This window comes from Pseudomonas sp. K2I15 (assembly GCF_002204795.1).
GTDB lineage: Bacteria > Pseudomonadota > Gammaproteobacteria > Pseudomonadales > Pseudomonadaceae > Aquipseudomonas.
This window is the reverse complement of the sequence record NZ_NIXO01000090.1, coordinates 1-13369: the sequence shown is the minus strand read 5'-3', so window position 1 is coordinate 13369 and position 13369 is coordinate 1. Positions and strand designations below refer to the sequence as shown.

Genomic DNA, 13369 nt, shown 5'->3' with positions numbered 1-13369 from the left:
GCGGTGGATCAGTTGATGCATTTGGTTACTGACACACCGCCTTCGCGAGCAAGCCCGCTCCCACAGTGAGCATAGCGATGGGGCTTGCCTTGGAAGGGTATTTCAAGGCAGGCTCTGGGGGTGTTCATTATTCCCATCGCCGTGTCAGGTATTTTTTATGTCGTTACGCGTGTGCATCCTGGAAACCGATATCCTGCGTCCTGGACTGATCGATCAGTACCAAGGGTACGGGCAGATGTTCAAGCGCCTGTTCTCCAAACAGCCGATTGCCGCTGAGTTCGTCATCTACAACGTGGTGCAGGGTGAATACCCGGCGGATGACGAAGTGTTCGACGCGTACCTGGTGACGGGCAGCAAGGCTGACTCCTTCGGCACCGATCCCTGGATCCAGACCCTCAAGACCTACCTGCTGGGCCGCCACGCGCGCGGTGACAAGCTGATCGGCATCTGCTTCGGCCACCAGTTGCTGGCGCTGCTGTTGGGCGGCAAGACCGAGCGGGCGACCAAAGGCTGGGGCATGGGCATCCATGACTACAAACTGAACGCCAAGGCACCGTGGATGAGCCCGGTGGTGGAAGAGCTGACGCTGTTGATCAGCCACCAGGACCAGGTCACCACCTTGCCGGAAAACGCCACGGTGATTGCTTCCAGCGAGTTCTGCCCGTTTGCGGCGTACCACATCGAAGACCAGGTGCTGTGCTTCCAGGGCCACCCGGAATTTATCCATGACTATTCCCGCGAGCTGCTGGAGATTCTTCAGACAACGCTTGGGGAGAAGGTCTACACCAACGGTGTGGCCAGCCTGGAGCGAGACCACCACGGCGTGACCGTGGCGGAGTGGATGATGCGGTTTGTGGCGCACAAACCAAAAGCGGACGTGGCCTAGTCAATTCGGGTTGATTGATTAGCTTTTTGTGGCGAGGGAGCTTGCTCCCGCTGGGGTGCGAAGCGCCCCCGCTTTTAAAAGCACGACTGCTGCGCAGCCGAACGGGAGCAAGCTCCCTCGCCACAACAGCAATCGCCCCAAGAGCAGTTTTCTACAGCCAGCCTGAGCGCTTGAAGCTGGCCCACAACCCCGTACACCCCAGCGCAATAAACCCCAGCACCGCAAAATAGCCGTAGTGCCATTGCAGCTCCGGCATGTTCTGGAAGTTCATCCCGTAGATCCCGGCCACCGCCGTCGGGAACGCCAGAATTGCGGCCCAGGCAGCAAACTTGCGCTGCACTACGCTTTGGCGCGAGGCTTCCAGCAACACCCCAATCTCGATGGTTTGGCTGGCGATATCCCGCAGGGTGGTCAGGTCTTCCATCTGCCGGGTGACGTGAATCTGCACATCGCGAAAGTACGGGCGCATGTTCTTGTCGATAAACGGGAAGCTCAGTTTCTGCAATTCCTGGCTGATCTCCACCATCGGCGCCACGTAGCGCTTCAGTCTCAGCACATCACGGCGCAGGCCGTGGAGCTTCTGGATATCCGCTTCACTCAGGGAGTTGCACAACACGTTGCGCTCCAGCTCATCGACCTCGGCATGAATCGCCTCACTCACCGGCTGATAGTTCTCGGTGACGAAATCCAGCAGCGCATACAGTACGAAATCTTCCCCGTGCTCCAGCAACAGCGGCCGCGCCTCACAGCGCTGGCGCACATAGCCGTAGGACGCCGAGTGGCCGTTGCGGGCGGTGATGATGTAGCCGTTGCCGGCAAAGATATGGGTCTCGATAAACTCCAGCTTGCCGTTATCGCGCACCGGCGAGTAGGTCACGATAAACAGCGCGTCGCCGAAGGTCTCAAGCTTGGGCCGGCTGTGTTTTTCCAGGGCGTCTTCGATGGCCAGTTCATGCAGGTTGAACTGGCGTTGCAGGTTGGCCAGTTCATGGGCATTGGGCTCTTCCAGGCCGATCCACACAAAGTGGTCGGGCTTGGCGGCCCAGGCGGCGCCTTCGTCGAGGGTGATATCGGTGACTTTCTTTCCGGCGCTATAGACGGCGGCTGCAACAACTCTACCCATAGTGCTGATCGCTTCTTTATTGGATGACAGTTACTGGGCAGCTTAGCCTGAACGCGCCCTCTGTAGGAGCGAGCTTGCTCGCGAAAAACCTGAGAGCGGCGGGTTAATCCAGAATGAGCGCGTAATCGTTAACGTCCCTCGCGAGCAAGCTCGCTCCTACAGGGTGCGATTTCCAACTCTCGGTCCATTGCTTCAATACAATCTTTCATTTGCTCGCGGCAGGTCTGCATTAACAGCGGCATGTCATCCATCGTCAGCCCCTTTGTAGGAATCGGCGGCAACGAGCGAATCAAAATATCGCCACTGTTCCAGCGGTTGAGCTTCATCTGCTTCACATACGTGCTGACACACACCTGCACAATCGGCACGCCCGCGGCAATCGCCATCTGGAACGCGCCCTTCTTGAACGGCAGCAACGTTTCACCGAAGTTACGCGTGCCTTCCGCAAACACCCAGATCGACGTGTCCTTATGCTGCAACGTATGCGTGGTGGTCAGCATCGAGCGCCGCGCCTTGTGCGCATTGCCCCGGTCAATCAACACATTGCCCGCCAGCCAGAACAGTTGGCCGAACAACGGCACCCACTTCAGGCTCTTCTTGCCGATACACACCGTGCGGTAGGGCACCACGGTGCCGAACACAAACAGATCATAGTTGGACTGATGGTTGGCGACGATCACGCAACTGCTGGGCTTGTTGCGCAGCGAGTCGACCTCAGCCTTCACCCGCAGGCGCAACAGCCACATCGCCGGCACGGCATACAGGCGCGCGCAGTAACGGCTGTTGTCCGGGTTAAACGGCCGACAGATCCCCAGCAGCACACCCAGCACGCCCGCAATCATAAAATGCAGGCCCATCAACAACATGCGTAACAAAAAAAGCATCGACACAGCCCATCGGGACAAAAGGTGGCGCAGTGTACGGACGTGCACTGTATTCGGCAATTGCCCCTATAGAGTCAGGAGATAGGCGATGTTTAAGCGCATGTTTCAACATGCTGTGACAGACACTGTCTAGAGCGGTTGTAGGCAGCCCGGGATTCTTTGTAAGAAAAAGCCCGACTCAAGGTCGGGCTTCGATTCAGCAGGCGTGGGTTTGATTAACCCATGTGCCCCTGGTCCTGAATGATCGCGTCATCCAGTGCTTCCAGCAGCGCCTTACGCACCTTCAGCTTGGTGTGCTTGTGGGCGTTCATATTGATCTTCTTCAACTGGCGAGCCGCTTCCAGCGCCGCGGCCTGCAACTCTTCCGGCGCGACCACCTTATCCAGGAACCCGGCGCTCAACGCGTCCTGCGGGTTAAACATCTCGGCATTGATCACCGAACGATGAAACGCCGACTTGCGCAGACGATCCCGCGCCAGCTCGATCCCGGCGTGGTGCATGGTCATGCCGATCATCACTTCATTCAGGCCAATGCTGAATGGCCCGTCGACCCCAATCCGGTAATCCGCCGACAACAACAGGAACGCCCCCTTGGCCACCGCATGCCCGGGGCAAGCGACGATCACCGGGAACGGGTGCGACAACAGGCGGCGGGCCAGGGTCGAACCCGACGTCACCAGGCTTACCGCTTCTTTAGGGCCGGCGGTCATCACCTTCAAGTCATAGCCACCGGACAAAATCCCCGGCGTGCCCGTGATGATCACCACCGCCCGATCTTTCTCGGCTTGGTCCAGCGCTTGATTAAACGCACTGACCACTGCCGGCGAAATGGCATTCACCTTGCCGTTGCTCAGGGTCAGGGTCGCGATACCGTCTTCGAGGTGGTAGGCAATCAACTCACTCATGACGCGATTCCTTGTAATGCTTGTAATAGAAGGACAGACGGCAGACGTTACCCACCGCGCCCGCCCTGGTAAAGCGCCGTGACTGACTACCCAGTCAGACTTTTCCCCCATGCCCACCCGCAGGCGGCCTTCGGCAGGGCGCAGCAGCGACTATAGACAAACGCTGAGTGTGCCTGAGAATGGCAGAATCGCCGTGGTGCGCATGACGCCGCAGAGGGCTGGAACGGCATAGCCGCCTAAGCGCATGAAAATTCTGAAAAAAACCTTTGCCATCGGAAAAGCTTTCGACTACATTAGCGCGCCTCGACAGACTGAATCAGTTTGACGAGATACGGTGAAGTGTCCGAGTGGCTTAAGGAGCACGCCTGGAAAGTGTGTATACAAGAAATTGTATCGAGAGTTCGAATCTCTCCTTCACCGCCAAATTGCAAAAACGCAAACCCCTGATTTTCCTCGAGAAAGTCGGGGGTTTGTGGTTTTTGGCGTCTCAAAAATAGCCCCATGGGACCATCATGGGACTGGTGCCGCATTTTGGTGCGTTTTTGGTGTCGCCATCTGAAGCCCAATTGTTTCTTTTATGAACCTATCGTTAGCCCCATGACTCCGTGAAGGATGGGCCAAATTCTTTAGTCCGCCTTCAACCGTTTGATAGCTTGGGTAGGAAGTCATGTTTGGCGCTAGAAACGATCGTCATCCCGCAAAGAGTGCGTCGGCTGATTTACTCTCTGTGATTGCGCACTCACCCACCGCAGTTGAAGCCCGTCACCATCAGATTCGCGCGCATGAGTTGATACTGAATCTTCAAGTAGAAGACGCCATCTCCAGGCTTGACGCAGACAATCTGCGAGTCATATTTACAGTGGCAATTGAGAAGCGTCTTTATGAAATTGCAAGCGTGTAGGATCTGAGCACTGTCTAAGTCGACCTGGTAATCGCATCGGGGATCGCAGGCACCGGGTACGTCGCGGTGTGCCTACTCTTGTCCTAACCCCGTCTATGCTCATCACAGCGGTTGCGTAACGTTGACCTTGCGTAAATTCATAGCGTGCATGTTGGGCTTATTACGCCCATATTGACTCGGTATTCAGATCGTTGTGGGTATGCTTAACCTGGATATTGATGAATGTAGAAAATTCACAGTAAGGTTCAGCACACCGACGCTATGAAGAGGCCCATGAAAACCATTACGCTCGTGTCTGGTCGATTAACACCTAAAGCTCTTTCTGTGGGCCTGGTAGCTTTCATCTTTTTGGTCTGTGTCATGCTGGTGTCCGCAATTGCTTGGCAGTTAAAGCAGTCGGCTGACGAACGATTGACGAATGCCAAAATTGCTGTCCGCAACATTGTTCGGGCTTCCGACCAGCAGGCTCAGGATACTTTGCGTCAGGCTGAAAGCATTCTCAGCAATCTTGCAGAGCGCGTTGAAAATGACAAACTTAGCAACGAACAGAGAATTCGTTTATCCAAAGTAATGGCAAACAACGCCGATGCAACTGACGGGATTCAAGGTTTGTTCATTTACGACGAGAATGGCGACTGGGTTGTTAATTCGTTCTCTTCAGAGACAGTCGCAAAGAACAATAGCGATCGTTCTTATTTTATCTACCACAGGGACCATCCTGGCACGGCCATCCATATAGGCGAGGTGATTTTGAGCCGCACTACCGGCGACATGATCATCCCTGTCAGCCGTCGCACTCAATACCCCGATGGCAGCTTTAGCGGCGTGGTTTTGGCGACGTTGCCCGTTGCATACTTTCAAAGTTTCTTTGAGCGTTTAGACGTAGACAAACAAGGGGTGATACTGCTTGCACTGAATAACGGTGATTTGCTGGCCCGCCGACCAATGATTGACGCGCTAATGACGACTAATATCGCAAAGGGAGAGCTGTTTAGTCGATATCTAATTAACAGCGATGACGGAACAGCAACCCTGACGTCCGTCGTGGATGGGATAGAACGAGTCTATGCGTACAGCCGCATACGGGGCCTTCCGATCGTGGCTGCAGCAGGATTATCGATAGATTCGGTATTTGCAACATGGTGGACGTACGTCTATCAGGCATCGGTTATGGTGGTGCTTATAATTCTGGTGCTGACCAGTATAGGCTTTCTCTTTTACCGACAAATTCAACGTTTGTTGGTTGCAGAAGAAGAACTTCGTCTTGCACATCGTGATTTAGAGCACATTGCTAAAACGGATAGCCTCACGGGGTTGCCTAACCGTAGGTGTTTCGACGTTAGATTGGCACGCGAGTGGTCGAGAGCATGCCGCACTGGAAATAGCGTAGCGCTTATACTTATCGATATAGATTGGTTTAAGCAATACAACGACCATTATGGCCATGTTCTCGGCGATCAATGTTTAAGGCAAATCGCAGAGTTATTAAATAAAAATATAAATCGTCCAGCCGACCTTGCTGCCAGGTATGGTGGGGAAGAGTTTGTAATACTGCTTCCAGAGACGGAACTGGCAGGTGCAATAAAGATCGCCGAGGAAGTGCGGTCAGCGATAGAGGCTGCTCAAATTGAACACAGAGGCAGTGCAGTAGGCATTGTCACCATCAGCGCAGGTGTCGCTTCCAACCATCAAACTGGCGTAATTGTCTCGACTGATTTGGTGGAAAAGGCCGATAGTCTTCTGTATCGCGCAAAAAAACTCGGGCGCAATCGAGTTGAACATCAGGTGCGGGAAGTCCTCGAAACATAGAGCGTCGCGGCTGCAGGGCGACCCCCTGCAGTTGGCGTGTAAAGGGTGGGAGTACGAGCATAAGGCTCGTGGTACACGTTGCGTTTAGATTGGGTAATGCTCGCGAAAAGGGATGACTGAGAGGTCGTCCCTTTTTCGTTTGTGCGGGATCAAGCCAATGGGTTTAGGAACACTGCGTAGCCATGCGCCGCCCAATAACATCCAGCAAGTCGCAACCATCACGCAACGGAATCGAGCAAAGCAGCGAAAAGTCGCTGAGCACAACTGTATCGCTGCTGATTTCCGCACGCAGTGCCAGGTTTTCAAGAACTTGAGTAACAGCACGAATTCGATAGCCGGCAGCGTCCAGCAAAACGTCCAACGGCGCAGTGGTATCTACAAAAAGGGCAGGTGTCTCGCAATCGTTGCTGGTGAGGGCCATGTATTGATTCATATGTGATGTCCGTTCTCTTAAGGAGGAGAGTAGCCACACATTTGTCGCCAAACAAAAGGTGGCAGCTGTACGCGGGTTGGCGAACCGGAACAAGACGGACAATGCCGGCAGACCCGAAGGTCTCCCACGCACAGCTACCATTGGGCAGCTTATTGCGCGCAGGAGCATCCCGCAAATTAGCCGGGAGGCTTCTGCCGTCTTGAAGTCGAGTCGCCAAACCCGGTCGCCATGTAGGCGACCGGCGAACTATATGCCCCACCTCACAAACCCGGCAGGTCGCGCCTTCCGATTGATTTGTAGGAAATCACTCCGATTGACGAACTGCACCCTCTCAAGCCTGCACATACACCCAAGCCGTCAGCCCCGAAGCCAACCCCACCGAAACCCGCTTATAGTCCGACACCTCATACGCATCCGCTGCCGCCAGCTCCTGCTCGGTAATCTGAAACACCATCCCTTCAACGCTATCCTCGTTCCGCCCGCTCGGAGAAACGATCGGATGATGCGTCTTGCCACTGGCCGTCAACACCTCAGTGTCCGTAATCTCCACCCAGCTTGTCGAAAACCCCAGCATCGCATCCTGCTGACCCACCAACTCCCGACCAAAGTTGGACAGTTGCACGGCTTTGTCCTGCAACGTGCCGTATGAAAACAACAACACGGAAAATTCGCTAGAGCGCTCCATTTCACTTCCTTGATGACGTGTTAAAGGTTAAGCCAACAAATCTTCGTAAAACGCCCCATAAGCCCCGCTCGGGTGCGCAATCTGTATCTCAAGAATCCACAGCCCTTCATTCGGATACTGATCAAAATCCCCAAGATCACCGCCCCGATAAATCGCATGCGGGAAGTCGCTGACGCGGTGCCCTTTGATGTCCAGGTTCAACACCCAGCCCATTTCCTTCGCTTGCTCTTCGGCGAAACGATACAGCTCCAGGCCGACCACTTTGTCGTTCCTCCAGCGCTGTTCAACCCGGTCAAACAACTCTTTCGCCGCGCTCGCACACGCGGCCATCTCTGGGTCGTTGCCAGTGCTGAACGACGCCCCGGCATCACCCTCATGGCCTTGCCACACGGCGCCCATGTCGATGAAGTAGATGTCGTTTTCACCCAGCGCCGGATCGCCGTCGGAGCGTTCCTTGAAGGTCTTTAGGGTGTTGGCACCAAAGCGCACAAGGAGTGGGTGCCAGATGCGCTGCATGTCGAGGTCGGCGAGGACTTTTTTGCCGAGTTCGCGGGCTTCGGATTCCAGCATGCCGGGGCGGATGAGTTTGGACAGCGCTTCGATGGCGCGCCAGGTCATGGCCTGGGCATAGCGCATTGAGTCGATGCTATAGGCGACGCCCACGGCCTCTTTGGATGATTTTGCGGTCACCGGGTTCTCCTCGATCTTATAGTATCAGGCGTTATGCTTTTTACTATATAGCGGGGATGTGTGGGAGCCCAAGCAGATATGCCGGGATATGCCGATGTTTTCTGTCGCGAGGGGGTAGGTGAATATGAATGAGTCTGGGAGGAGTACGTTTCAGATGATCAATAGAAGATTCCCGCAAGATTGCCTTTTTCTACGAATTCACGCGGCTCGCATAGAATTTGCTCCAGAATTGAGCGTCTCGAGCTGCCTTCTTCGCGTAAAAGGGTACCGACGAGTAAGCCTCTTTTAAACGTCGCGAGCCCTGCGCTCGCCTTTCGGCTTCCTGGATGCTCAAAGCTCCACTTTGCCAGATTTCCATCCAGAAGCTGTCGGCCCGCAGCGTCTCGGAAGGTTTTGTTTGCGAAGTCGTAATAAGCATATTGTACCTCCGGCACGTAGAAGGTTAGGGATTCATAGGTCGTTTTAATCATACGCTGGATATTGCCAAGCGTGTCACCGTCCACCCAACTCAGCGACGGAATGCCGAGATGTTCATCGCCGTCAATTTGTCTCTGATGTGGCCGGATATGGTCGGTTGTTCTGTGTTTGAGGGCGGATGACAGCATTGCATCGGTTCTGCGCCGTGTTGCTATGTCCGATAGCCCGTCCGGGTCGCCGATAAACTCGCGTTTTGTAATGGCCGCAAAGGCCCCTACGGCAGCGTAAATACCGTTACCACCTCGGCCTGGCTCAACCCAACTGACATCGATCCAAACTTTTCGCGGCGTGGTCATTACGGAAAAGTAATTCCCGTTCACCCCCTCCGTACGAAAGGTATAAACCTCTGTGTCGGAATGATTGGTCTCAACCTCAAGGCTGACAAATTTGGTGCCCAGACTCACTTCAGGCATTAATTCAATCAAGCAGGCGGTACTGGTCGTCTGGTATAGGAAAAGGTCCTCCGCTTGAGCGAAGATTTGAAGGCATTTTGCCGCGAAGTCATCATCGAGTGGGGTGTACAACGTTACAGCGCCTCTGGCATCCGAGGCGCGCTGATCGAATTCGTCTTCTGCCATCAATACTCAACTTCCCGGGGCGCGAGTGATGGCGTGTTTTATAGTCGGTTTGCTTTAGTGATAGCTACCCGCGAAATACGACGTTACGTGACGTCGTGTTTCTGCTTTTATTTTCCGGGTTCCACGTTCGAAGGGCGCTGAAAAATCAGCTCTCAAATATGCAGCCACGCCATCCCACCCAACACCACGCTCACGCCACCGGCGGTATACGCCATGCGCTTCAACCATTCCTTGCGCGTCAGCAGGGTGATCGCCGCCAACGAAATCGCGATCTGAATCGCGGTCATCGCCTGTGCCCAGCGGTGATGTTGGTGCAGCGCCTGTTCGGACTTTTCATCCCATTCCGTCGACGTGGCTTCGAGCTTTTCCGCCTGTTTGCGCACCTCTTCCTTCTGGGTTTTATAACGCTCGATCTCGTCGGTGTAGTGCTTGGCATCAACCCCGGGAATATGCGTGGCCAGCTCTGCGAGGTTCTGCCGGCTGGATTTGGCCTGGTAGTAGTTCCATTGGTTGGCGGCTTCGGTCTTGAAGATGGCGGCGTTGTTTTTGTCCATCGCCGCTTCGCTTTCGGTGGAGCCGGCCTGGTAGCTGAGCATGGCGCCGACGGTGGCCATGATGGCGGTCATCACGGCGATGCGGCTGGCGAAATTGTCCCCGCGGCCGTGGGCATGTTCGGTGGTGTGTTCGACGTGTTTTTCGTGGGGGCTGGGGACTTCGAAGGCTTCGGACATGGGGGCGTCTATGAAGGGATTGAGGGACTCTGATTCTTCACCAGCGAAGCTGTCTCAATCCTGTACGTAATGCTGCAAACCGGCCACCAGGGCATCAAAGGTGACGCGGCAGCGTGGGCTGTTGCGCAGGTCTTCGTGCATGGTGACCCAGGTGTCCAGTTGCAGGGCGAATGCGTCCGGCAGCACCCGGCTCAGGCGGGGGTCTTGCCGGGCCAGTTTTACCTGGCAGCCACCGATACCGGCGCCGGCGCGGATCAGCGCCAGTTGCGCCAGGTCGCTGTCGCTACTGAGGGAAAAGGCGCTGCGATCGAAGCCTTTGACGGCCAGGCTGCGGATGAAGGCGCTTTCCTGGTCGTAGCCGATGACTGAATGGGTCGTGAGGTCATTCAGGCTCTGGGGCGTGCCGTGTTGTTGCAGGTAGTCGTTGCGTGCATGCAGACCTACTTCGATAACGCCGATACGTTTCGCCAGCAATTGTTCCTGGCTGGGTCGGACCATTCGCACCGCGATGTCGGCTTCCAGTTGCAGCAGGTCCAGCAGACGGTTGCTCAGCACCAGTTCGACCTTGAGGTGCGGATGCTGCTGGCGCAGGCGGGTGATGATCGGCGGCAGGACCTCCACGCCAATCACTTCGCTGGCAGACACCCGCACCACGCCGCGCACTTCGGGGCCTTGCGGCGAAGCGGCACGTTCGAGTGCGGCGGCGGTGGTTTCCATGGTTTCGGCGTGGGTGCGCAGGGTGAGGGCGACGGCCGTGGGCAGCAGGCCGCTGGCGGAACGGGTGAACAGCACCACGTTCAAGGATTTCTCCAGCGCCGCGATGTGCCGCCCGACCGTGGGCTGGGTGATGCCGAGCTGCCGTGCGGCCCCCGACAACGATCCTTCCTTGAGTACGCCGAGGAATGACCGGTAAAGCTCCCAACCAATAGTCGATGCCATGCATAAATGTATAGCGTCTGGATCATCTTCGGCAATTCCTCTATAGCCCGCCGGCGAACAGAATCGCTCCATCAAACAACCCTCAGGGGGAACAGCATGAACAAGGTTCTGGTGTTGGGCGCGACAGGCGGGATTGGTGGCGAAGTGGCGCGGCAGTTGTTTGCTGCAGGCTGGCAGGTGTGCGCGCTGACGAGGTATGTGGATAAGGCCCACAAGCAGAACGCCGATTTCACCTGGATAAAAGGCGATGCGCTGAACCGTGAGGAAGTAGTCGCGGCGGCCAAGGGTTGTGCGGTCATCGTGCATGCGGTCAACCCGCCCGGTTATCAGCGCTGGGCAGAACTGGTACTGCCGATGATCGACAACACCGTCGCGGCGGCTATTGCTGAAGGGGCGACGATTGTCCTGCCGGGCACGGTTTACAACTTCGGGCCCGATGCCTTTGCGCGGTTGGAGGAAGATTCACCCCAGAACCCGCTCACCCGCAAGGGCGCGATCCGGGTGGAGATGGAGCGGCGTTTGCGTGAGGCGACCCAGCATGGCGCCCGTGCGTTGATCGTACGCGCCGGAGATTTTTTCGGTGCCAAGGCCGGCAGCAGCTGGTTTTCCCAAGGCTTGATCAAACCCGCAAAACCGGTGGCCAGTGTGAGCTATCCGGGAGCGCCAGGCGTGGGGCATCAGTGGGCCTATCTGCCTGACGTGGCGAGAACCATGGTGGAGCTGATAGCACGCCGCGACAGCCTTGATGCTTTCGCCCGTTTTCATATAGCAGGGCATATCGACGCCGATGGCCGGCAGATGAGCCAGGCGATTCAACGGGTGGTGTCACGCAGGACCGGTCAGCAGCCTTCTGTCAGGGCTTTCCCTTGGTGGCTGCTGAAACTGGCCGCGCCCTTTGTCACCACCTTCCGCGAGATGCAGGAAATGCGCTACCTGTGGCAAACCGAGGTGCGCATGGATAACCGCCGGCTGGTGCAGGTACTGGGCAGCGAACCGCATACGCCTTTGGATGAGGCAGTTGAGACGACTTTGGCTGGCATCGGCTGCCTGCCTAAGAGCGCCTGATCAACCGCACATACACCGCGACGTTGATCAACAGCACCAACGCACCCAACCCCAGCTGGATCTGCGGCGTCAGCCCGGCCGGATAGATCAGGGTCAGGATGTAATGCTCGATAAAGCCGCCGCCATAACCGTCCTGCCCGGCCAAATGGCGAAACAAATTTTCCCAGCGGGTCAGCGGGCAGGGCAGGTGAAACACCTCCACCGCAACGCCCCATGCGGCGGCGGGCAAGTGCAGCCACATCACGGGCCGCCATTTGAGGGCGAGCAGGCCGCCGAACAATACGAACAGGATGAACGACAGGTGAAACAGCACCAGGCTGTCGGCGCAAAGGCGGTAGAGCATTGGGGGCACTTCCAGGGAGAAGGTAAATATTCTAAAGGGCAGTGCTGCCGGTCGGAAGCTTAACGGTTGCTTGCAGGCAAGGCAGGCCGTTATTGTGCTGAATCCTTTTAGTCATCTGCCCACGGATCTGTAGTGATGAATGCACCGCGTACCGCTGTCCCGATCAAGGCTGTTATTTTCGATATGGACGGGTTGTTGCTGGATACAGAAGGCATCTACACCGAAGTCACACAGATCATCGCCGAACGCTACGGCCGTACCTATGACTGGGGGATCAAGCAGCACATCATTGGTCGTGGCGCCCAGGACCTGGCCGATTACGTGGTCAAGGCGTTGGATCTGCCGATTACTCCCGCAGAATTTTTGGAGATCCGCGAACCGCTGATGAGCGAGCGTTTCCCCAAGGCCCTGGGCATGCCCGGCGCTGAAGCGTTGGTGCGGCACCTGAAGGCGCATAACATTCCGATTGCGGTGGGCACCAGTTCGTCGCGCAACTCGTTTGGTCACAAGACCACGTTGCACCGTGAATGGTTTGGGCTGTTCGACACCATCGTGACGGCGGATGACCCGGAAGTGGGCGCTGCCAAGCCTGCGCCGGATATCTTCCTGACGGCGGCGCGCCGGTTGGGTGTGGCGCCTGAGGATTGCCTGGTGTTTGAGGATTCGCCGTTTGGCGTGACGGCGGCCAAGGCTGCGCACATGACCGCGATTGCTGTGCCGGATGAGGCGATGGCGGACAGCAAGTATCACCATGCTGACCAGATTATTCGCAAGCTGGCGGATTTTGATTTGGCCGCGTATGGCTTGCCGCCGATGCGCTGATCCATCTGAAGCAACCGGATCAAAAATGTGGGAGCGGGCTTGCTCGCGAATGCGGTGGATCAGTCGGTACATCGGGTGACTGTCACACCGTATTCGCG

General features: G+C 56.3%; 14 protein-coding genes and 1 tRNA gene. 5 read left to right on the top strand and 10 right to left on the bottom strand.

The features are described 5' to 3' along the window. Positions 1-157: 157 nt before the first annotated feature. Positions 158-886 carry an amidotransferase gene (locus CEC48_RS29070; protein WP_088426963.1) on the top strand — a complete coding sequence of 243 codons (729 nt, stop codon included), beginning with the start codon at positions 158-160 and terminating at the stop codon, positions 884-886. Between the two features lie 151 nt (positions 887-1037). Here the strand turns inward: CEC48_RS29070 and CEC48_RS29065 are convergent, their stop codons facing one another. The 3 genes from CEC48_RS29065 to CEC48_RS29055 all read right to left on the bottom strand — a co-directional run bounded on the left by CEC48_RS29065 (position 1038) and on the right by CEC48_RS29055 (position 3798). Next, complete coding sequence (locus CEC48_RS29065) at positions 1038-2009, bottom strand: magnesium and cobalt transport protein CorA (RefSeq protein WP_088426962.1); 972 nt, start codon at positions 2007-2009, stop codon at positions 1038-1040. 128 nt (positions 2010-2137) lie between these two features. Further along, the gene (locus tag CEC48_RS29060) at positions 2138-2893 is read right to left on the bottom strand and encodes a 1-acyl-sn-glycerol-3-phosphate acyltransferase (protein ID WP_088426961.1); all 756 of its coding nucleotides are present in this window, start codon (positions 2891-2893) and stop codon (positions 2138-2140) included. A gap of 215 nt (positions 2894-3108) precedes the next feature. After that, a complete protein-coding gene (locus CEC48_RS29055; protein ID WP_088426960.1) occupies positions 3109-3798 on the bottom strand; it encodes a crotonase/enoyl-CoA hydratase family protein in 690 nt (229 codons plus the stop codon). A gap of 333 nt (positions 3799-4131) precedes the next feature. On the opposite strand from CEC48_RS29055, the gene CEC48_RS29050 reads away from it, so the two are divergent. Next, positions 4132-4221, top strand: a tRNA-Ser gene (locus CEC48_RS29050). 751 nt (positions 4222-4972) lie between these two features. Then, complete coding sequence (locus CEC48_RS29045) at positions 4973-6508, top strand: diguanylate cyclase (RefSeq protein WP_088426959.1); 1536 nt, start codon at positions 4973-4975, stop codon at positions 6506-6508. Between the two features lie 163 nt (positions 6509-6671). On the opposite strand, the gene CEC48_RS29040 is transcribed toward CEC48_RS29045, so the two are convergent. From CEC48_RS29040 to CEC48_RS29015, 6 genes are all read right to left on the bottom strand, one after another. After that, the gene (locus tag CEC48_RS29040; protein WP_004371186.1) at positions 6672-6941 is read right to left on the bottom strand and encodes a hypothetical protein; all 270 of its coding nucleotides are present in this window, start codon (positions 6939-6941) and stop codon (positions 6672-6674) included. A 331-nt stretch (positions 6942-7272) separates the two neighbouring features. Further along, positions 7273-7626 carry a gamma-glutamylcyclotransferase family protein gene (locus CEC48_RS29035; protein WP_088426958.1) on the bottom strand — a complete coding sequence of 118 codons (354 nt, stop codon included), beginning with the start codon at positions 7624-7626 and terminating at the stop codon, positions 7273-7275. Positions 7627-7653: 27 nt separating this feature from the next. Further along, the gene (locus CEC48_RS29030; RefSeq protein ID WP_371917788.1) at positions 7654-8262 is read right to left on the bottom strand and encodes a M24 family metallopeptidase; all 609 of its coding nucleotides are present in this window, start codon (positions 8260-8262) and stop codon (positions 7654-7656) included. A gap of 212 nt (positions 8263-8474) precedes the next feature. Beyond that, entirely contained in the window at positions 8475-9371 is an 897-nt protein-coding gene (locus CEC48_RS31670; RefSeq protein WP_176438803.1) for a hypothetical protein, read from the bottom strand. A 152-nt stretch (positions 9372-9523) separates the two neighbouring features. Beyond that, positions 9524-10102 carry a DUF4337 domain-containing protein gene (locus CEC48_RS29020; protein ID WP_088426955.1) on the bottom strand — a complete coding sequence of 193 codons (579 nt, stop codon included), beginning with the start codon at positions 10100-10102 and terminating at the stop codon, positions 9524-9526. Between the two features lie 54 nt (positions 10103-10156). Next, complete coding sequence (locus tag CEC48_RS29015) at positions 10157-11041, bottom strand: LysR family transcriptional regulator (protein WP_088426954.1); 885 nt, start codon at positions 11039-11041, stop codon at positions 10157-10159. A gap of 96 nt (positions 11042-11137) precedes the next feature. On the opposite strand from CEC48_RS29015, the gene CEC48_RS29010 reads away from it, so the two are divergent. After that, positions 11138-12106: an SDR family oxidoreductase gene (locus CEC48_RS29010; RefSeq protein ID WP_088426953.1), complete on the top strand. Its 969-nt coding sequence runs from the start codon at positions 11138-11140 to the stop codon at positions 12104-12106. Here CEC48_RS29010 and CEC48_RS29005 read toward each other — a convergent pair. Then, positions 12093-12449, bottom strand: coding sequence for a DUF2784 domain-containing protein (locus CEC48_RS29005; RefSeq protein WP_088426952.1), 357 nt, complete (start codon positions 12447-12449; stop codon positions 12093-12095). The two genes, CEC48_RS29010 and CEC48_RS29005, sit on opposite strands and share 14 nt — an antisense overlap. A 135-nt stretch (positions 12450-12584) precedes the next feature. On the opposite strand from CEC48_RS29005, the gene CEC48_RS29000 reads away from it, so the two are divergent. After that, positions 12585-13271: an HAD-IA family hydrolase gene (locus CEC48_RS29000; RefSeq protein WP_088426951.1), complete on the top strand. Its 687-nt coding sequence runs from the start codon at positions 12585-12587 to the stop codon at positions 13269-13271. Positions 13272-13369 lie beyond the last annotated feature (98 nt).